This is a genomic window from Raoultibacter timonensis (genome assembly GCF_022845715.1).
Lineage (GTDB): Bacteria > Actinomycetota > Coriobacteriia > Coriobacteriales > Eggerthellaceae > Raoultibacter > Raoultibacter timonensis.
In genome coordinates this window covers 2,119,564-2,140,077 of sequence record NZ_AP025564.1, presented here as the reverse complement: position 1 = coordinate 2,140,077, position 20,514 = coordinate 2,119,564, and the positions used below count along the sequence as shown (strand labels likewise).

The following is a 20,514-nucleotide window of genomic DNA, read 5'->3' as shown; positions in this document are numbered from 1 at the left end:
CATGCCGAAGCGCGAAGACATCAAGACGATTCTCGTCATCGGTTCGGGTCCCATCGTCATCGGCCAGGCCTGCGAGTTCGATTATTCGGGAGCCCAGGCCTGCAAAGTGCTCAAATCCGATGGGTACCGGGTGGTTCTCGTCAACTCGAATCCGGCCACCATCATGACCGACCCGGGTCTTGCCGACCGTACCTATGTCGAGCCCATCACGCCCGAGTTCGTCGAGAAGGTCATCGAGAAAGAGCGGCCCGATGCGCTTCTGCCCACCCTCGGCGGGCAGACGGGCCTCAACACGGCGGTCGATCTCGCCCGGTCGGGCGTGCTCGATAAATACGACGTCGAGATGATCGGCTGCGACCTTGCGGCCATCGAGCGCGGCGAGGACCGCAAGCTCTTCAACGACTGCATGGCCGAACTCGGCATCGAGACGGCGCGGTCGGGATACGCCTACTCGATCTCCGATGCGGAATCGATCGTCGATACGCTCGGATATCCGGTTGTGCTGCGCCCCTCGTTCACGCTCGGCGGCGCCGGCGGCGGCATAGCCCACGACCGCGACGAACTCGTTGCCATCGTGGGGCAGGGCCTCGAGCTTTCCCCCGCGGGCGAGGTGCTCGTCGAGGAGAGCATCGAGGGCTGGAAGGAATTCGAGATGGAGGTCATGCGCGACCACGCCGGCAACGGCATCATCGTGTGCTCCATCGAGAACTTCGACGCCATGGGCGTGCACACGGGCGATTCGATCACGGTCGCTCCCGCGCAGACGCTTTCCGACGTCGAATACCAGCGCATGAGGGCGGCATCGCTTGCCATCCTCGAGAAGATCGGCGTCGAGACGGGCGGTTCGAACGTGCAGTTCGCCGTCAATCCCGAAAACGGCCGCATGATCGTCATCGAGATGAATCCGCGCGTGTCGCGCTCCTCGGCGCTCGCCTCGAAGGCGACGGGATTTCCCATCGCCAAGGCCGCTGCGAAGCTGGCCGTCGGCTACACGCTCGACGAGATCGTGAACGACATCACGAAGGCCACCCCCGCATGCTTCGAACCCTCCATCGACTACTGCGTGGTCAAGGTGCCGCGCTTCGCGTTCGAGAAGTTCCAGGGCACCGACGATACGCTGTCGACCCGCATGAAGGCGGTCGGCGAGATCATGAGCATCGGGCGCACGTTCGAGGAGGCGCTCGGCAAGGCCATGCGTTCGCTCGAGAACGGGCGCGCGGGCCTCAACGCCGACGGCAAGTGTCTCGAAATTCTCGACGAGGACGATTTCAGCGACCTCGTGGGCAGGCCCACGCAGGATCGCATCTTCTACATGGCCGAAGCGCTCAGGCGCGGATGGACGGTCGAGCAGGTGAGCGGGGCTACGGGCATCGATCCGTTCTTCGTCTCCCGCATGGCCGACATCGTGCGCGTTGAAGAGAACCTGCGGGGCGTGCACCTCGACGAGCTCGACGCCGACGCGTTTCGGGTGCTCAAGCGCATGGGACTCTCGGACGTGCAGATCGCGCATCTGACCGGATCCGACGAGACGACCGTGCGCACGTGCCGTAAGATGCTCGGCGTGAAGCCGGCGTTCAAGACCGTCGACACCTGCGCCGCCGAGTTCCCGAGTACGACCGCTTACCACTACAAGACCTACGATGCCGATGAGACCGAGGTTGCGCCCAAGACCAAACGGCGCGCCATGATCTTGGGCGCGGGGCCGAACCGCATCGGGCAGGGCATCGAGTTCGACTACTGCTGCGTGCACGCAAGCTACGCGCTTCACGAAGCCGGGTTCGAAACCATCATGGTGAACTGCAATCCCGAAACGGTTTCGACCGACTACGATACGTCCGACAAACTCTACTTCGAGCCGCTCACGTTCGAGGACGTCATGGACATCGTCGACGTCGAGCAGCCCGACGGCGTTGTCGTCACGCTCGGCGGCCAGACGCCGCTGAAGCTCGCCAACGCGCTCGCCGATGCGGGCGTGCCCATCATGGGAACGAGTCCTGAGGCGATCGACCTCGCCGAGGACCGCGACCGCTTCGCGGCGATCCTCGACGAGCTGTCGATCACGTATCCGGCTGCGGGTATGGCCTCCACGTTCGAAGAGGCCTGCACGGTTGCCGACCAGATCGGTTTCCCGCTGCTCGTGCGCCCGAGCTATGTGCTCGGCGGGCGCGGTATGGCCATCGTCTACGACGGCGCCCAGCTCGAGAAGTACATGGCCGAGGCCGCCAAGATCTCGCCCGACCACCCGGTGTACCTCGACCGGTTCCTCGAGGGCGCGGTGGAAGTCGACCTCGATGCGCTTTGCGATGGCGAGCGGGTGTACGTGGGCGGCGTGCTCGAGCACATCGAGATGGCGGGCATCCACTCGGGCGATTCCGCCTGCTGCACGCCTCCGTTCGCGCTCTCGGAGGCCGTTCAGGACCAGTTGCGCTCGATTGCGCGCCGTCTTGCGCTGCGCCTAGGCGTCGTCGGCCTCATCAACATACAGTTCGCCATCAAGGATCAGGTCATCTACGTGATCGAAGCGAACCCGAGGGCGAGCCGCACCGTGCCGTTCACCTCGAAGGCCACCGGCGTGCCGCTCGCCAAGCTCGCCGCGCGCATCATGGCGGGCGAGAAGATCGCGGACTTGGGCCTGCCGCCCGACGATCGCCGCCTCGAGCACTTCAGCGTGAAGGAAGCGGTCATGCCGTTCGGCCGGTTCCCGGGCGCCGATACGGTGCTCGGCCCCGAGATGAAGTCCACCGGCGAGGTCATGGGCATCGCCCGCAACTTCCCGGTCGCGTTCGCAAAGACCCAGCTGGCCATCAGCTACGCGCTGCCCGAAGGCGGCACCGTGTTCATCAGCGTGTGCGACCGCGACAAGCGCTCCATCGTTTCGATCGCGCGCGACATCGTGCGCCTCGGCTTCAAGGTGGTCGCCACGGGCGGCACCGCGCGTGCGCTTCGGGCCGCGGGCGTCGAGTGCGAGGAAGTGAAGAAGATCCACGAGGGCGAGCCCAACGTGAGCGATCTTATCGCCAACGGCGAGATATCCCTTATGATCAACACCCCGTTCGGCCACGCGACGCGCGCCGACGGCTACGAGCTGCGCCTCGAGGCCGTCAAGCACGGCATCACCCAGGTGACGAACCTGGCCGGCGCGCAGGCTATGGTGACCGGCATGGAGGTGTCCCGCGCCGACGGTCTCGACATCGTCGCGCTGCAGGATCTTCCTCAATGGGATTAAAAAAGGCGAGCGCTGCGGGCGCACGCGTCGTAGCGGCTTGATTCGCGTACTGAAGGAGCTCGGACCCTCGGGGGCGGGCTCCTTCGGCGTATACGGGCGGCCGCGCTGCTGCATCGATTTCGCGGACGGTTCGATCCTCTCTTGGCGGCGCCCGGCCGTCTTGTCGAACAGGCTGCTGCGAGGACGATTTTACGGCGCGTGCATCCGTTTGGGTCTTTTCTTTGATGCTGCGTCTTGTCGAACGCCCGCTCGTTTATCGTGATGCTACAATTGGAAAGATAAGTGATCTTCGCCGCTGTGCGCTGGCGGTTGGATGGAAGGATGTCCGTGGCTCTCATCAACGAACGGGTGCGCATTCTCGAAAACGAATGCGTCGGTCCGAACCTGTATGTCATGATCCTGGAGTCGCCGGGAATTGCGCAATGCATCGAACCGGGGCAGTTCGTGCATATGAAGATCCCGGGAATGGAGGCGCACATCATGCGGCGTCCGTTCTCGGTCTATGCACGCGATGCGAAAGCCGGAACCGTAGAGATCCTCTATCAGGCGGTGGGGGCGGGCAGCGAGCGCATGACCCGGCTGGCGGAAGGCGACGAGGGCGCTGAGCTCATCGGGCCCGTCGGGCGCGCATGGCGGCCGGGCGAGGCGAGGCGAGCGCTCCTCGTCGGGGGCGGCGTGGGCGCTGCGCCCCTGTTCATGTTGTGCGAGGCTCTCGTTGCGAAAGGGGTGCGTACCGACGTGGTTCTCGGCGCGCAGACCGAAACGGCGCTTGCGTGCCGGGGGCGCTACGAGGTGCTTTTAGCCGAACCGCCGCGCTGCGCGACCGATGATGGAAGCTTCGGCCGCGAGGGCTTCTGCACGACGCTCGTGCAGGAGGCGCTCGATGAAGCGGCAGCAGCGGGAGATCCCTATGATTACCTTGCCGTATGCGGGCCCGAGCCGCTCATGAAGATCGTGGCGGGCATGGCGGCGAGCGCGGGCGTGCCCTGCGAGCTCTCGATGGAGCGCCGCATGGCGTGCGGCATCGGCGCTTGCCTGTCGTGCGTCGTCGATACGACGGACGGCAAGCAGCGGGCGTGCGTCGACGGCCCGGTATTCGATGCGGGAAAGGTGGTGTGGGCATGAGCGTGGATATGGGCGTCAACCTCGGCGGCCTCGCGATGAAAAACCCGGTCACCGTTGCGTCGGGAACGTTTGCCGCAGGCCGCGAATACGGCGATTTCGTCGATGTCGCCGCACTCGGAGCCGTTACGACAAAAGGCGTGTCCCTCAACGGCTGGGAGGGCAATGCCAGTCCGCGCATAGCGGAGACCCCTTCGGGCATGCTCAACTCGATCGGATTGCAGAATCCGGGTGTCGGGCATCTCAAGGAGTGCGATCTGCCGTGGCTGGCAGATCGGGGAGCTACGGTTATCGTAAACGTCTCGGGGCATAGCTTCGACGAGTACGTGCAGGTTATCGAAGCCCTTGAAGGCGCTTCGGTCGATGCGTACGAAGTGAACATATCGTGTCCGAACGTGGACGCTGGCGGCATGACCATCGGATGCGAGACGGCGAGCGTCGAAGCGGTCGTATCGCGCTGCCGTAAAGCCACCCAGCGACCCCTCGTCGTCAAGCTTACGCCCAACGTAACCGACATCACCGAGATCGCCCGCGCCGCCGAGGCGTCGGGAGCCGATGCGCTCTCGCTCATCAACACCGTACTCGGGATGGCCATCGACGCACGTACGAGGCGACCTCAGCTCGCCCGTGTCGTCGGGGGGCTTTCGGGGCCTGCGATCAAGCCGATTGCGCTACGTATGGTGTACGAGACCCATCGTGCCGTGAGCATTCCCTTGCTCGGAATGGGAGGCATCTCAACCGGAACCGATGCGATCGAGTTCATGCTGGCAGGCGCGACGGCGGTGGCGGTCGGTACGGCGAATTTCATGAACCCGACCGCGACGCTCGATGTTCTCGCCGGCATGGAGTATTATTGCGAACAACAGGGTGTAGAGAGCATTACCGAATTGATAGGAGCACTGCAGTGTTAAGTTCGTTCGAAAGCATTCCGACACGCGAGCGGGTTATCGTTGCGCTCGACTGCGGAATCGATGAGGCGTTCGACCTTGCGGATAAGCTACAGGGCAAGGCGACGTGGCTCAAGGTGGGCATGACGCTGTTCTACGCGAACGGCCCCGCAATCGTCTACGCGCTCAAAGAGCGCGGATTCAAGGTGTTTCTCGACTTGAAGTTCCACGATATTCCCCATCAGGTGGAAGGTGCAGCGGCGTCGGCGACGGGCAATGGTGCCGACATGCTCACGATGCACACCGTGGGAGGCGTCGACATGATGAGTGCCGCCCAGAAGGGCGCCGAGCGGGCGGCCGAAGAGTACGGGTTCGAGGTTCCGGTGACTTTGGGCATTACCGTGCTTACGAGCATGAACGAGGAAGGTCTCCGCGAAATCGGCGTGAGCCGTTCGGTTGCCGATCAGGTTGCCGTGCTTGCCGAACAGGCGAAGATCGCAGGGATCTCCGGCGTGGTCGCTTCGCCGCAGGAGGCTGCGGAGCTGCGGGAGCTTCTCGGACCCGACGCGTATATCGTTACCCCCGGGGTTCGTCCTGCCGGTTCGGAGAGGGGCGATCAAAGCCGCGTGGCGACGCCGGCAGAGGCGTTTGCCGGCGGCGCTTCGCATATCGTTATCGGCCGCCCGATCACCCAAGCCGACGATCCGGCTGCCGCATTCGAGCGTATCGTCGCAGAACTTTAAGGCGGGTGGTGCGGGCGCATCGACGCCGGAAATTCGCATGGATCAGAACAGATGTTTCACGTGAAACATCTGTTCGTTTTTTTCTGAAAGCGAAAGCGATGACGGGCGGTTTCGGCTGCTTTCCCGGTTTCGTTGCAATCATTGGTTGACCCTGGGAAGATTCTTGCTGAAAATATGAAGTTAATACGTTAGATTTACCTGATGTACAGGGGATAATGTAACGGTTGAGCGACGAAAGCAGCCCATATGCAGCCGTATTCCTAAAATACTGTGCTGTAGCGCTGAATTTTTAAGAAAAACAGGCGTTTTGCCATGCATAATTCCTGATTGCGTGCTACTATCTCGAAATTGCTTTTGGAGAAGAAGGAGAGAACATTATGGCTATCCCTCAGCTTACCCCCGAAGAGCGCCAAGCTGCTTTGGAGAAGGCAAAGGCTGCTCGCATCAAGCGCGCTCAGGTTCGTGATGATTTGAAGTCCGGAAAGCTCACCCTCGAGAAGGTTCTCGGGATGAAAGACGATCCGGTCGTCGGTCGCATGAAGGTCTCCACTCTCATCGAGACCATGCCTGGGTACGGTAAGGCAAAGGCAGAGAAGATCATGAAGGAGCTTCAGATCGCCGAAAGCCGCCGTCTTCGCGGCCTGGGCGAGCGTCAGCAGGCTGCCCTGCTGGAGCGTCTCGGCTAAACCGCGTCGCATGCGCCACGGCAATCTATTTGTCATATCTGGGCCATCAGGTGCCGGCAAAGGCACGCTGGTGGCCCGTCTTTTGGACGCAGTCGAAGACGCCTGGGTGTCGGTATCGGTGACCACGCGGTCGCCCCGGCCCGGCGAGATCGACGGCGTACATTACTTTTTCGCATCCGACGAGGAGTTCGACGGGCTCGTAGCCGAAGACGGGCTGCTCGAGTGGGCGAACGTTCACGGGTGCCGATACGGAACTCCGCGCAAGACGGTAGGGGAGCATGTGGCCCGAGGAGAGCAGGTCATTCTCGAGATCGACGTGCAGGGCGCCTTTCAGGTGCGCGCCTCGATGCCCGAAGCGCATCTCATCTTCATCGAGCCGCCCTCGCTCGAAGTCCTCGAAGCGCGGCTTCGGGGGCGGGGAACCGAATCGGAAGATGTGATCGAAAAGAGAATGAAAACCGCGCTTCTGGAGCTTTCCCAGAAAATGGAGTATGATATACGGCTGGTAAACGACGACCTCGATGCGGCGACTTCTGAACTGATCGCCTACATCGACGAACAAGCCGAATCGAACTGAAGGATTACAGGTATATGAGCATCATCGAACCGAAGATCGACCAGCTTCTCAACAGGACCGATAACGATCGTTTTCTCCTGTGCTCGCTCGCATCGAAGCGCGCGCACGATATCAACGACATGATGCGCGGCCAGCGCGATCGCGCGATTCAGCTGCAGACCGCCGTCGAGATCGCCCGTGCGGCCGACAAAAAGCCGCTCAGCTTGGCATTTAACGAGATCGCACGGGGAGAGGTCTCCTACGATCCCGAGTCGATCGACATCAAGAACCACTAACCGATACCGAATAGCAACCGTGATAATCCCCTCGGGCGGCCGCTTGGCGAGCCTCAGGGGATTTCGGTATGTTTTGGGGCTTCCCAATCGTTCGGAAGCCATCCGACTGCACCGCGCGAAAGGGTCCGACCGTGTTTCAGCGAATATGCCTCGTCCATTACCATGAAATCGGCCTTAAAGGCCACAATCGCAGCTCGTTCGAACTGAGGTTGCTCAAGAACGTCGAAGCGATGCTCGAAGGTTATCCGGTTGTGACCGTCCGCAAGATCTCGGGCCGCGTATGCGTTTTCATTCGGGAGGAGACCGACTATGCGGTTGCCTGCGAAATCGCCGATAAGCTCGCCTGCGTGCCGGGCGTGGCGCGTGTTTCGAGTGGATACAAGACGGAGCGCGATATCGAGGAGATAGGACGTGCCGCAGTCGACGCCATGAGCGAAGCGGGCGAGTTCGAGAGCTTCAAGGTTGCGGCGCGGCGAAGCCATACCGATTTCGAAATCGATTCCATGCAGATGAACCAGCTCGTCGGATCGCTTCTATGCGACGCGTTCCCCGAAAAAAAGGTCAAGATGAAGGATCCCGACCTCAAGGTATGCGTCGAGGTCGTGCAGAGTTCAGCGTACGTGTACGCTCGGAGCGTTCCCGGCGTCGGCGGCCTGCCCGTAGGCAGCAGCGGGCGCGTTATGTGCCTGCTTTCTTCCGGCATCGATTCGCCCGTTGCAACGTGGAGGTTGGCCCGAAGGGGAGCGGTCTGCATCGGCGTTCATTTTTCAGGAAGGCCGCAGACCTCTTCGACGAGCGAGTACCTGGTCGACGACATCGCCCATGTGCTCGAGAGAACGGGATGCATCGCCCGCGTGTACGTCGTGCCCTTCGGCGATTATCAGCGAGAGATTGCCGGGTCGGTGCCGCCCGGGCTTCGCGTTATCATGTACCGCAGGCTCATGTTCAAGGTCGCGCAGGCGCTTGCGGCGCGCGAGAAGGCCGGCGCCCTCGTGACGGGCGAAAGCTTGGGGCAGGTGGCATCGCAGACCCTCGAGAACATCGGGGCAACCGATGCAGCGGTGAGCATGCCCGTGTTCAGGCCCCTTATCGGTACCGATAAGCAGGAGATTATCGCCCAGGCGCAAAAGCTCGGTACCTTCGAAATCTCGTCGCAGGATGCCCCCGACTGCTGCACGCTGTTCATGCCCCGTAGCCCGGAAACGCATGCGAAGCTCGCCTGCGTGCTCGAAGCGGAAGCGCCGCTTCCGATCGACGAATGGGTGGCCGAGATAGTCGAGCATGCCGAGGTGCGCGATTACCGCTGCCCCGCTTACAAGCCGCCGAAAACGCGTGCTGCAAAAGGGGGATCCCGCTAAACCTCGCTGTTCGAAAGCGCATACAACGAGAACCGCAGCGCCCTTTGCGAGCTCTGCGGTTCTCGCTTCTGCCCAAAGCACCCGTCTCATGCCGCATGCGTGAGCGCAGCGCTTGTCCGTGCAACGCAGGGTCGTGTGCTGCATACGGGATTCGTATCGCTCGGGGCGTACGGATGCGTAAGGCCTGCATCCCGGATACCGCTTGACGGGGTAGCATCCGCATCGCTGAGATCCCGCATCGTGTCGCGCTGCGCCGCAGATCCCGTGTAGGCTGCGTTGGAATCATGGAGAACCGAAGCTGCAATCGGGCAAGGGTACGGTGCAGGCGGGGGCGCCGATCTGCGCAATGCACCTGCTATGCTTTCGCCAAAGGAAGCTGGGAGGTGCTATGCCGTTCGTTGAAAGCGCCGAAACGTTGCGCGCGAAGCTCCATATGACCGATGCGAAAACATCGTCGCTGGTGGGAGTCTGCATTGCGGTCGTCATCGTCATCGCGCTCTTGGTCCAGGGCGTGTTCGGCATCGTTTCGGGAGGCGCGTTCGAGGTGGTCAAGGCCGACGAACAAGCTGGGGAAAGCGAAGCGGGGGCCGCTGGCGAAGAGGCGGGTGAAAAAGAGAATGCCGAAGCCCTCGATCTGTATGTGCATGTTGCGGGCGCGGTGGAGCAGCCTGGGATGTATGCGTTGCCGGAAGGCTCGCGGGTCCAAGACGCCATCGATGCTGCGGGCGGGTACGCCGACGATGCGGCCGAGTCATCGCTCAACCTTGCACGTCCCGTGTCGGATGGCGAAAAGATCCAGGTTCCGACTGCCGAGGAGGTCCAAGACGCCGATGCGGCCGCATCGGCCAACGGAGGCGCGGGGGCAAAGGCCGGAAACGCGTCGTTGTCGGACGGATCGGTTATCGGGGGAAAGGTGAACATCAACGCAGCCGACGCGTCGAAGCTCGACGAGCTGCCGGGCATCGGCAAGGCAACCGCCGAGAAGATCGTCGCCGATCGGGAGGCGAACGGCCCGTTTGCGACCGCCGCCGATATCCAGCGCGTATCGGGCATCGGCGCGAAGAAATACGAACAGCTCGAAGACCTCATCTGCGTCGGATGAGCGAAAGAGCGAAAGCCGAGCGACTCGGGCGGACGTTGGGGAGCGTCGATGCGCGAACACCGCGCATGTCGATGCCGCCTATGGCCCTTCTCGCGGTTTCGTGGTGGGCCGCATCCGCGATCTCGTTCACGGCAGCGCAGGGCGCATCGGCGCATGCATGCGCTATCGGGGCGGCACTCGGTGCAGGTTTCGCTGCCTTGAGCTCGCTTGCGCTCATCGCGGCGCGCAAGCGGAAAACGGCGCGAGCGCTCTTGCTTTTAGTGCTCGGATGCATGGTGGGCGTTTCGTGCGGGCTGCTCCGCTGCGCGGAGCTGGACAAGCAGGCAAACGATCTGCAATCGCTGCCTTTGGAAACGTACCGGCTCGAGTTGGCCTCCGATGCGCGGGAAGGCGATTTCGGTTGCACTTGCGTTGCGGACCTGCGTATGCCCGACGGCGGATCGGTGGCGGTGAGTTTGCGCTATCCGACCGAATACGGACTGCTGCGCTACGGTGCCGTGTACGATGTACGTACGCGGTTCTCGGAGCTATCCGAGGAATCGAAGGCGTATTATCACGGGTTCGGGGTGGCGGCCGCTGCAACGGCGGACGAGCTGGTGCGCGTCGAGTCCGGTGGGCTTAAGGATATCCTGGTTGCGTTTCGGGAATCCGCTCTCGCCCTGTTCGACGGATACCGCGGGCAGGGCGCAGCGTTTCTGCGGGCCGTTCTTCTCGGCGATCGCAGCGAACTCGACTCTTCGGGGCTTTATCGGCAGGTGAAGGCGGTCGGCCTGGCTCATGTCGTTGCCGTTTCGGGAGCCCACCTCTCCATTGTGTGCATGCTGCTGGGGGTTTTCCTCATGGCGATGCGCGTGCCGAAGCGTGCGGTTGCTGTCGTGCAGGCGGTGTTCGTTCTCGCGTACCTCGTTTGCACGGGGATGCCCGTCTCGGGGGTGAGGGCTGCGATCATGACGGCCGTTTCCCTGTCCTCTGTCTATGCGCGCCGACGGTCGTCGGGCCTTGCGGCGCTTGCGGTGTGCGCATGCTTCATGCTGGCGTTGTCCGCCGAGGTATCCGTATCGGTTTCGTTCGCGCTGTCGGTGCTGTCGACCGCCGGCATCATCGTGTTCGGACCTCTGGCTCGCGACTGGTGCCTCGCGGCAACCGGGGCCCGCGCCCATGCGCTATGCGATTGCGTTGCGCTTACCGTTTCCTCGGGCGCGCTCACCATGCCCCTCTCCGCCTCGATTTTCGCGCAGCTGCCCCTCGTCTCTCCTCTGGCGAATCTGTACGTCTTGCCGTTCTTCGCGCTTTTCTGCGGGGGAGGCCTCGTCGTAATCGCAGTCTGCTGCGCTTTGCCCGATGCCTGCAGCTGGCTGCTCGATGCCCTCGTCGGCGCGGCGCAGGGATTCTGCGAGGGCATAGGCGTCATGGCCGATATGCCGGTCGCATCGATTCCCTGCGACCTGCCGCTTGGGTGGGCGCTCGCGATAAGCGGCGTGACGGCTGCGCTTGCATGGTTGCTGTGGCCGCGTCCGCCGACGAGGCGGACGGTTGCGCTTATGGCGGCGCTCGGCGTGCTGGCTGCCGCGATCGGGGGAGTCGCATTCGGGAACCGTGCGACGGAGGTGGTTATGCTCGACGTAGGACAAGGGGACGCCTTCGTCGTGCGCAGCGAGGGCCGCGCCGTGCTTGTGGATACCGGCAATCGGGATACCGAGCTTTTGGCGGCTTTGGCGCGCAACGGCGTGCTCTCGCTCGACGCTGTCGTGATCAGCCATCCCGACGACGACCATTGCGCATCGCTTGCCGCGCTCGACGGCGTTATTCGCGTCGGGTGCGTGTTCGTTGCCGACGATCTCCTCGAATGCGCGTGCGCCTCGTGCTCGAAGCTGAGAGCGGCAGCCGGCGCGCTCGTGGGCTCTGAGGGGGTAAGGGGGCTTTCGGTGGGGGACGAGCTTCGCATCGGCGCGATTGCGCTTCGCGTTATCTGGCCCGACGCCTTCGTCGACGACGGGGGCAACGCCGATAGCCTGTGCTTGCTCATGGCGGTCGATGAAGACCGAGACGAAAGGAGCGAGTGGACGGGTTTGTTCTGCGGAGATGCCGAAGACGCGCAGCTCGACGAAATGATAGCTGCGGGGCGGCTCGGGAAGGTCGACCTGTACAAAGTCGGCCATCACGGCTCGAAAGCCGCGATCGATGCGGAAACGGCTTCGGTGCTCTCGCCCTCGGTCTCGCTTGTGAGCGCGGGGGCGCGCAACCGCTACGGCCACCCGGCAGCACAAACGCTATTTGTACTTGAGGGCGAGGGGAGCGCCGTGTACCGAACCGATGTTGCGGGGGATGTTGTGTGCAGAATGAAATCGGATGCGCTCGAGGTGGAGACGCTACGCTAAAATAGCCGTATGACTACTGAAAAGAAAGATGTACTGCTGCCCGCCTACCTTGTGAACGGGGAAGACGAACTCAAGCGCGAGGCGGTCCTCAAACGGCTCAAGGCGAGGATCGCCAAGCTCGGCGATCTTTCGTTCAACTCGGATACGTTCGATGGCGAACGCGCAACGGGGGCCGACATCGTGGCGGCATGCAACACGATGCCGTTTGCCAGCGAGGCGCGTCTGGTGCTCGTGACTTCGGCGGACAAGCTCAAGAAGGCCGATGCCGAAGCGCTTGTCGCATACCTCGCATCGCCGTTTGCTTCGACAGTGTTGGCGCTTGTCACCGATAAGCTCGCGAAGAACACCCGGCTCTACAAGGCGATGGCGGCGCTCGGTAAAACCGCTATCATCGATTGCGCGCCCCTTAAACGCTACGAGCTTCCGAAAACCGTTCGTTCGCTCGCGGTCGGGCACGGCGTTACCATCACCGAAGGCGCTGCCAACAAGCTTATCGAACTGGTTGGCGAAAACACCGTGCATCTCGATAGCGAACTGAAGAAGATCGCGCTGTCCCATCGGGGCAACGATGCGGTTAACGAGCACGAGATCGCATCGCTCGTCAGCCGAACCGCCGAGATCAAGCCGTGGGAATTCGTCGATGCTTTCGCGGCACGCAACCAGAAGAAGTGCATAATGTGCCTTCAGCGCATGGAATCCGCTTCGCCCCACGCTCTGCTCGCCATGTGCGTTACACGGCTGCGCGAGCTCATATGCGCGCGCTCCTTGGAGGCCCGCGGTGCCGAGCGGAGCCTCGCCGCAACGCTCAAGATGCCCGATTGGCGCGTGAAGAACCACGTGGCATGGGCTCGGTCGTATACGGCCGAAGAGTTGCGCGGGGCCCTTATCGGAGCCCGGGATACCGAGCGTGCCATGAAGAGCGGCACCGACCCCAACGACGCGTTCCTCGATTGGGTGCTTGCCGTAACAAGACGCGGCTAGACGCTTGGCCCGCAACGGCGATCGTCGGTGGGCGCCAGCGCTCGTCATCGCGTGTTGGCGGAGCTCGAATACGGCAACCATGAGAAAAGGCCCTTTCGGGCCTTTTCTCACTTGATATGCGGACGAACCCGAATGGTTCGATCATGCGTTAGTTATTCGGCAGCTTCTTCGGAGGACTCTGCGGCAGCCGCAGCTTCGGCTTCGGCCTTCTTCTTCGCGGCGGCCTTCTGGGCCTTCTCGGTCTCGGCGCGACGCTTCGCCTTCTCCTTTGCAGCAGCCTCTAGAGCCTTCTTCTTCTCGGCTTTCGCGGCGGCCTTCTTGGATCCGCCCTTGACTTCGGCCTTCTTCTTCTCGACCGGCTTGTAGGCAGCGATGTCCTCGGGGGTTACAACCGTGTTCGCCAGAAGCATGATGCCGCTCTTACGGTTTGCGGCCTGGCGCTTATGGATGACGCCCTTGGAGACGGCCTTGTCCATCAGACGGCAAGCAGCGAGGGCTGCAGCATAGGCCTCGGCGCCGTTGCCTGCGGCGACAGCGTTCTGGACTGCGCGGGTAGCGGTTTTGAGTTCGGAGCGGACAGAGCGGTTGCGCAGGCGAGCCTTCTCGTTGGTCTTGATGCGCTTCTTCTGACTTTTGATGTTAGCCATGTAGGTAGTTCCTCCAATGAATCACGAGCTTGTATCTTGCGAAATCAATCGACTTCCTGTATCCAGCGTTCCGATCGCGGGGCTTCTGCCGCGTGCGATCGCCGATATTGCCGATTGCCTCGCAAGAGGATCCGAAAACGGATCATGCCCATGCATGAAAGCGCATGCCCAACCTGCGATGCGTGAGAAACGGCGGGATTTTCACGTTTCTCGGACCAATCGGTCAACCAGCGAGACGAATCCTCAATGCAGCCACGTCTGCGGATTCGGCGGTATCGGTTACCGCGCGAACGTATCGCTGAATACACAATGAGATAGAATAGCAAACGTTCAGGGCGTTTCGAGGGAGAATTTACCGAAACTACGCATTTCCGCCCGATCGTCGGAAAGCCGATGGAAAGCTGCAAGGGAATTCGGGAAAACCGACGCACATGCAAACCGCTCTCTTGCGGGCAGGCGATCCTCGGCTATCATAGAAAGCCACCGAAAACCGCGCCGCGGCGGGCATGCGCCCATCCGGCTTGCTCATGCACGAAAGACAGGTTATGACCCAAGACCCGAAATACATCCGTAATTTTTCGATCATCGCGCACATCGATCACGGAAAATCGACGCTCTCCGATCGCATCCTCGAGTTGACGGGTACGGTTTCGTCGCGCGACATGAAGGAACAGGTCCTCGACTCGATGGATATCGAACGCGAACGCGGCATCACGATCAAGAGCCAAGCCGTTCGCGTCGACTACCGCGCCGATGACGGCGAGCTTTACCAGTTCAACCTCATCGACACGCCCGGCCATGTCGATTTCACCTACGAGGTGTCGCGTTCGCTTGCGGCCTGCGAGGGCGCGGTGCTCGTCGTCGATGCGACCCAGGGCGTCGAGGCCCAGACGGTTGCCAACGCGATGATGGCCATGAATGCCGATCTGGAGATCATCCCGCTCATCAACAAGATCGACCTTCCCGCAGCGGAGCCCGAGCGGGTGAAGCAGGAGATCGAAGACGGTCTCGCCATACCCGCCGACGATGCGGTGCTCGCGAGCGGCAAAACGGGCGCAGGCGTGCACGACCTCCTCGAAGCGGTCGTGTACGACATCCCCGCTCCCGAGGGCGATCCGTCCGCGCCGCTGCGCGCCCTCATCTTCGATTCGTACTTCGATGCGTACCGGGGCGTTGTGGCGCTCGTGCGCGTGGTGGACGGGTCCATGAAGAAGGGCGATCGCATCCACATGATGGCAACCGGCATCGATGCGCTCGTTGAAGAGGTCGGCGCCCGGCGTCCCGCCGAAACCCCTATGCCCGAGCTTTCGGTGGGCGAGGTGGGCTATCTCGTGACGGGGCTTAAAGACGTTTCCCATGTAAAGGTGGGCGATACCATCACGAACGCGGCGGGCGGCGTGAGCGAACCGCTTCCGGGCTATCGCGAAGTGAAGCCGATGGTGTTCACGGGTCTGTTTCCCATCGAGGGCGACCAGTACGAACCGCTCAAGGAGGCGCTCGAGAAGCTTTCGCTCAACGATCCGGCGCTTATCTGGGAACCCGAGAAATCGCACGCGCTCGGCTTCGGCTTCCGCGTGGGCTTTTTGGGGCTTTTACACATGGAGGTCATCAAGGAGCGCTTGGAGCGCGAGTTCGGCCTCGATCTTCTTGCGACGGCGCCCTCGGTCGAGTACCACGTGTACAGGCAGGGCGGCGAGATGATCTCGCTCCATTCGCCGCAGGAGATGCCGGATCCGGGCGAGATCGAGCGGATCGAAGAGCCGTACCTCAAGGCGAAGATACTCATCCCGCCCGACTACGTGGGCGCGGTCATGGATTTGACGGTGGCGCGCCGCGGTACGTTCGTCACGATGAACTACCTGTCGACGACAACGGTCGAGATGCTGTGGGAGATACCGCTTTCCGAACTCATCATGGATTACTTCGACAAGCTCAAGTCGAACACGAAGGGATACGCGAGTCTCGATTACGAGTTCGACGGCTATAAGCCCTCGAAGCTCGTGAAGCTCGACATCCTGCTTTCGGGCAAGCCGATCGATGCGCTTTCGTTCATCGTGCACCGGGACAAGGCTTACGATCGCGGACGCATCCTCACCGAACGACTCAAGGAGATCATTCCGCGCCAGATGTTCGAAGTTCCGATTCAGGCCGCTATCGGAGGCAGGGTGCTTGCGCGCGAGACGGTGAAGGCGAAGCGCAAGGATGTGCTCGCAAAGTGCTACGGCGGCGACATCTCCCGCAAGCGCAAGCTGCTCGAAAAGCAGAAAGCCGGAAAGAAGCGCATGAAGAACATCGGCAATGTGGAGGTTCCGCAAGAGGCTTTTATGGCTATTCTGAAGGTGGACGACTAGGGGGCCGTGTTCGGGTAAACTGGAAGTTGCGGCTCGAGCGGGAGCTGTTCGACTGGATATGAAAAGCGATTGGTATGGCTAGGAATCGAAAAGAAGACTACGATTGGCTCGACGATCCGTTCGACGAGCGGAAGAACCAGAAACCGCAAGGCGGCTGCTCGGGCATCGCTCTCGTCGCGATGATCCTCGTCGTCGTGCTCGTTGTGGTCTTGGGCTTCGTCGTCATCGGAAGCTTGGGAGCCATCGGCGACGTGTACACCGGGTAGCAGGGATCCTGCGCCATGAGGGGCTCGGCGCTGAGCGCCGAGCCTGCATTGGAGTTGCATCATGAAAACGAACGGCACGATCGAAACAATCTTGAAAAGGCGCTCGGTCAGATCGTTTGACGAACGTCCGATACCCCACGAGGAGCTCGAAACCATCGCCCTGTGCGCAAAGCACGCCCCATCGGCGAACAACCGGCAAGAGTGGGTGTTCGTATTCGTAGAAGATCGGGGCAGAATCGCACAGCTCGCGAGCGTCATGGGCGAGGCGATGGGACGGGAATCCTACACCATGTACGCCCCGCAGGCGCTTGTCGTCGTCGCCCATAAAAAGGGCGCGCCGTTCGGCCGCGAGGACGACGGTTGCGCCATGGAGAACATCATGCTCGCTGCGGCGAGCTTCGGCATCGGCAGCGTGTGGATCAACCAGCTGCAGGGGATCTGCGACGAGCCGGAAGTGCGCGCGTGCCTCGACGCGCTCGGAGTGCCGGCCGACTACGAGGTGCACGGAATGGCGGCTCTCGGGTATGCCGCATCCGAGCCGGTTCATCTCGAGAGGACGAGTCCGGTGGTGTGGGTCGGTCCGGATGCCGATGCGTAAGGTTTGAGAACCGCGTGAAAACGAACGATGCCCTGAGACCGTTCTTCGAAGAGCGGCGCGTATTGCTCGCCCCCATGGCGGGCGTTTCCGATACGGCGTTTCGAACCCTGTGCCGCGAGCAGGGCGCCGATGTCACCTATACCGAAATGGTGTCGGCCAAAGGGCTTTCGTATGCGAACGAAAAGACGCGCCGTTTGCTCGATCTGGCGGACGGCGAGGATATCGTCGCCGTGCAGCTGTTCGGCCACGAACCCGATGTCATGGCCCGGGAGGCCGCATGGATCGAGGGCGAGCTGGGCGAGCGCCTCGCATACCTCGACATCAATATGGGCTGTCCCGCCCGAAAGATCGTTTCGAAAGGCGACGGCAGCAAGCTCATGACCACGCCCGATCTCGCCCGCGAAATCATCGAGCGGGTTGTCGATGCGGTTTCGGTCCCGGTTACCTGCAAGTTCAGGAGGGGATACGCCGTCGGCGAGGAACTTGCGGTTCCGTTCGCCGTCATGGCCGAGCGGGCTGGTGCGGCGGCGGTCGCCGTGCACGGACGCTATGCGATGCAGTACTACAGCGGAAGCGCCGATTGGGATACGATTGCCGAAGTGAAGCGCGCCGTAGCGATTCCCGTCATCGGAAACGGCGACGTGAGAAGCGGCGACGACGCGCTCGCTATGGTGAAGAAGACCTGCTGCGATGCGGTGATGGTCGCCCGAGGCGCTGAGGGAAACCCCTGGGTGTTCGCCGACGTGAAAGCTGCGCTGGCGGGCTCCGATCGGCCGAAGGCACCGAGCTGGGAAGATCGGCTCGCCATGGCCCATCGTCACGCCGATCTGCTCGATCGGCGAGGCGGAAAGAACATCGTGCGCATGAGAAAGCACGCCATGTGGTACCTAGCAGGGCTTCCGCACGCGTCGGTTGCCCGCAAGGAGATCAATTCCTGCCAAACGCTTGCGGATTTCGATCGCGTACTCGAAGCGCTGCGGCTGGCGATCGAGAAGGGATGCGAAGACCATGTACGACCCGTATAAGGCGCTCTACCTGCATATCCCATTTTGCAAGCAGCGGTGCGCGTACTGCGATTTCGCAACGCGGGCTGCGGATTGCGACGATCCCGCGATCGCCGACTACGTTGACGAGCTCGTGCTCGAGATCAGGCGCGCTTCGCGCGAGGGAAAGCTCGGCAGCATCGAGACCGTATACATCGGGGGCGGAACGCCGAGCCATATCGGCATGGGCAACCTCTCGAAGCTCCTGTACACGCTTTCGACCTCGCTACATCTGACGCCCGAGGTGGAGTGCACGATGGAGGCGAACCCCGAGAGCCTGACCGAGCCCATGGTGAAGGACCTGTGGGCGCTCGGGGTGAACAGGCTCTCGATCGGCGTGCAGAGCTTCGACGACGATCTGCTGAGGAAGCTCGGGCGCGTACACGATGCGGAAACCGCGAAGCGGGCCATCGCCTGCGCTCAGACGCGGTTCGAGAACGTGAGCATCGATCTCATGTGCGGAATTCCCGGGCAGAGCCACGAGAGTTTCGCGGCGGATCTGGCGTGCGCCATCGAAGCGGGCGTTGCCCATGTGAGCGTGTACCCGCTGACGGTCGAAGAGAACACGCTGCTCGAAACCCTCGTGGAGTCGGGCGCTCTCGAAGCGCCGGTTGAAGACGTGCAGGCTATCATGATGGAAACCGCGCTGCGCGTACTCGATCCGGCAGGCTATGCGCGCTACGAGGTCGCAAGCTACGCGAAACCCGGATTCGAATGCCGCCACAACATCGCCTATTGGACGGGGAAGCCCTATCTCGGCTTCGGCACGTCGGCCGTCACCATGACCCAGAACGAAGCGCGGCGCATGCGCGTTCAGGATGGGCAGGTCATCGACGATCTCGACAGGAGGCAGATGTGCGCCGAGGACCTCATGCTCGGCATGCGCATGGTGCAAGGGGTGAGCGACGAGCAGGTTGGGGCTGCGGCGCTTCTGCTGCCCGAGTCGTTGACCGTTTTCCGCGGGCTTGTCGAGGCGGGGCTCGCCGAACGCCGCGAAGGGCGCTACCTTCCCACGGTTATGGGGTGGCTGTGCGGCAACGAGTTGTACGGGCGCATCTTCGATATGGCTCCGTAAGCCGCCGGTCCGTTGCGGGCGGCGATCGGCTCCCGACCGTAGGGACCGTCTCTGTGGTGCTTACGTCAAGATACCGATAAAACACAAGAATGATTAGCACTCCTTGGGCGAGGCTGCTAAAATACGTGGTTGGCTTCGTATGGGATCGAACGGAAGGAAGGCGAGCGGTGCTCTCTGACAGACGGCAACGGGTTTTGAGCGCTCTTATCGAAGAATACGTTGCCCGGGCGCTCCCGGTCGGATCGCGCACGCTTGTCGAGAGGTACAAGCTGGGCGTGAGTCCTGCAACGGTGCGCAACGAGCTTTCGGTGCTCGAAGACGCCGGTTATATCGTGCAGCCCCACACGTCGGCAGGGCGCATTCCGACCGACGTCGGGTATCGTGCGTTCGTCGACGAGCTGCTCGAAAGCGGGCTTGCAACCGATGAGCTTCCCTACAGCGATACGGTCGAGGAGCTGAAGAGGAACGCAAGCGAGCTCGACGATCTGATCGAGCGCACATCGGTTGCGCTGACGCGTTTGACCGATTGCCTCTCCATCGTTTTAGCGCCTTCGGTGCTCGCTCTGCGCATCCGCCAGATTTCGCTCATCTCGCTTTCGGTCCATCGTGCTTTGGTGGTGCTCGTAACCGAGGACGGCCAGGTTCTCAACCGCTCCGTCGAGTTCTCGGAAGAAGTCTCCTCCGACGATCTGGCAGCCGTGCAGAACCTCTTGAACGACGTATTCGCGGGAAGATCGCTTACGGAGGTCAGGGATCGCATCGATCTCGAGGCGGCCGAGGCGTTGGGCGATCCGCTGGTGAGGCTCGTGCTCGAAGAGGTCATGTACTGCCTGCAGGAAAGCGATACGGGGCGCGCCCATCGCATCGGCGTGAGCACGCTCTTGCGACAACCCGAGTTCAGCCACGCCCAAGCGCTCCTTCCCATCATGCAGATCCTCGAAGACGACGCGGTGCTGCTTCACGTGTTCGACGATGCGACGGCGGGTATCGGGCCGATCGTGCGGATCGGGCACGAGAACAACGACGAGGCTCTTTCCGGCGTTTCGGTCGTTGCAACCCAGTACGGTCGCGGCGAGGCTGCAGGCGTCGTTGCGGTGATCGGACCGACGCGCATGGATTATTCAAAGGTCATCAAAGCGGTCAGGCTCGCGCAGAGCGCGTTGCAGGACAGCTGATTGTAGATTGTAGAAAGGTATCCG

The 20,514-nt window shown here is 62.1% G+C and carries 18 protein-coding genes; 17 read left to right on the top strand and 1 reads right to left on the bottom strand.

The features are described from left to right. The first annotated feature begins 1 nt into the window (after window position 1). The 11 genes from carB to holA all read left to right on the top strand — a co-directional run bounded on the left by carB (window position 2) and on the right by holA (window position 13,335). On the top strand, window positions 2–3,226 hold the full coding sequence (gene carB / locus MWL89_RS08770) for a carbamoyl-phosphate synthase large subunit (RefSeq protein WP_244385754.1): 3,225 nt from the start codon (window positions 2–4) through the stop codon (window positions 3,224–3,226). Window positions 3,227–3,553: 327 nt separating this feature from the next. Further along, entirely contained in the window at window positions 3,554–4,351 is a 798-nt protein-coding gene (locus MWL89_RS08765; protein ID WP_244385753.1) for a dihydroorotate dehydrogenase electron transfer subunit, read from the top strand. Next, window positions 4,348–5,259 carry a dihydroorotate dehydrogenase gene (locus MWL89_RS08760; protein ID WP_244385752.1) on the top strand — a complete coding sequence of 304 codons (912 nt, stop codon included), beginning with the start codon at window positions 4,348–4,350 and terminating at the stop codon, window positions 5,257–5,259. The genes MWL89_RS08765 and MWL89_RS08760 overlap by 4 nt, the downstream gene beginning before the upstream one ends. Then, window positions 5,253–5,978, top strand: a complete 726-nt coding sequence (pyrF, locus tag MWL89_RS08755; protein WP_244385751.1) for an orotidine-5'-phosphate decarboxylase — start codon at window positions 5,253–5,255, stop codon at window positions 5,976–5,978. The genes MWL89_RS08760 and pyrF overlap by 7 nt, the downstream gene beginning before the upstream one ends. Before the next feature lie 377 nt (window positions 5,979–6,355). Beyond that, window positions 6,356–6,664 (top strand): integration host factor, actinobacterial type, encoded by a 309-nt coding sequence (gene mihF, locus MWL89_RS08750; protein ID WP_102378045.1) that lies wholly within the window; start codon window positions 6,356–6,358, stop codon window positions 6,662–6,664. Between the two features lie 10 nt (window positions 6,665–6,674). Continuing rightward, entirely contained in the window at window positions 6,675–7,241 is a 567-nt protein-coding gene (gmk, locus tag MWL89_RS08745; RefSeq protein ID WP_244385750.1) for a guanylate kinase, read from the top strand. Between the two features lie 14 nt (window positions 7,242–7,255). Beyond that, window positions 7,256–7,516 (top strand): DNA-directed RNA polymerase subunit omega, encoded by a 261-nt coding sequence (locus MWL89_RS08740; protein ID WP_102378047.1) that lies wholly within the window; start codon window positions 7,256–7,258, stop codon window positions 7,514–7,516. A gap of 68 nt (window positions 7,517–7,584) precedes the next feature. Next, complete coding sequence (thiI, locus tag MWL89_RS08735; RefSeq protein WP_102378048.1) at window positions 7,585–8,874, top strand: tRNA uracil 4-sulfurtransferase ThiI; 1,290 nt, start codon at window positions 7,585–7,587, stop codon at window positions 8,872–8,874. A gap of 388 nt (window positions 8,875–9,262) precedes the next feature. Then, window positions 9,263–9,976, top strand: coding sequence for a ComEA family DNA-binding protein (locus MWL89_RS08730; RefSeq protein ID WP_244385748.1), 714 nt, complete (start codon window positions 9,263–9,265; stop codon window positions 9,974–9,976). Further along, complete coding sequence (locus tag MWL89_RS08725) at window positions 9,973–12,354, top strand: ComEC/Rec2 family competence protein (protein WP_244385747.1); 2,382 nt, start codon at window positions 9,973–9,975, stop codon at window positions 12,352–12,354. The genes MWL89_RS08730 and MWL89_RS08725 overlap by 4 nt, the downstream gene beginning before the upstream one ends. Before the next feature lie 9 nt (window positions 12,355–12,363). Next, a complete protein-coding gene (holA, locus tag MWL89_RS08720; RefSeq protein WP_244385746.1) occupies window positions 12,364–13,335 on the top strand; it encodes a DNA polymerase III subunit delta in 972 nt (323 codons plus the stop codon). 152 nt (window positions 13,336–13,487) lie between these two features. Here holA and rpsT read toward each other — a convergent pair whose 3' ends face one another. Further along, entirely contained in the window at window positions 13,488–13,982 is a 495-nt protein-coding gene (gene rpsT / locus MWL89_RS08715) for a 30S ribosomal protein S20 (RefSeq protein ID WP_244385745.1), read from the bottom strand. A gap of 545 nt (window positions 13,983–14,527) precedes the next feature. Here rpsT and lepA point away from each other — a divergent pair. From lepA to hrcA, 6 genes are all read left to right on the top strand, one after another. After that, complete coding sequence (lepA, locus tag MWL89_RS08710) at window positions 14,528–16,333, top strand: translation elongation factor 4 (RefSeq protein WP_102378053.1); 1,806 nt, start codon at window positions 14,528–14,530, stop codon at window positions 16,331–16,333. A 74-nt stretch (window positions 16,334–16,407) separates the two neighbouring features. Beyond that, entirely contained in the window at window positions 16,408–16,599 is a 192-nt protein-coding gene (locus tag MWL89_RS08705; RefSeq protein ID WP_102378054.1) for a hypothetical protein, read from the top strand. A 61-nt stretch (window positions 16,600–16,660) separates the two neighbouring features. Beyond that, window positions 16,661–17,197 (top strand): nitroreductase family protein, encoded by a 537-nt coding sequence (locus tag MWL89_RS08700; RefSeq protein WP_244385744.1) that lies wholly within the window; start codon window positions 16,661–16,663, stop codon window positions 17,195–17,197. A 14-nt stretch (window positions 17,198–17,211) separates the two neighbouring features. Further along, window positions 17,212–18,222, top strand: a complete 1,011-nt coding sequence (gene dusB, locus MWL89_RS08695; RefSeq protein ID WP_244385743.1) for a tRNA dihydrouridine synthase DusB — start codon at window positions 17,212–17,214, stop codon at window positions 18,220–18,222. Next, window positions 18,206–19,315: a radical SAM family heme chaperone HemW gene (gene hemW, locus MWL89_RS08690; protein ID WP_102378056.1), complete on the top strand. Its 1,110-nt coding sequence runs from the start codon at window positions 18,206–18,208 to the stop codon at window positions 19,313–19,315. The genes dusB and hemW overlap by 17 nt, the downstream gene beginning before the upstream one ends. A gap of 167 nt (window positions 19,316–19,482) precedes the next feature. Further along, window positions 19,483–20,490, top strand: coding sequence for a heat-inducible transcriptional repressor HrcA (gene hrcA, locus MWL89_RS08685; RefSeq protein ID WP_244385742.1), 1,008 nt, complete (start codon window positions 19,483–19,485; stop codon window positions 20,488–20,490). The last annotated feature ends 24 nt before the right edge of the window (window positions 20,491–20,514 follow it).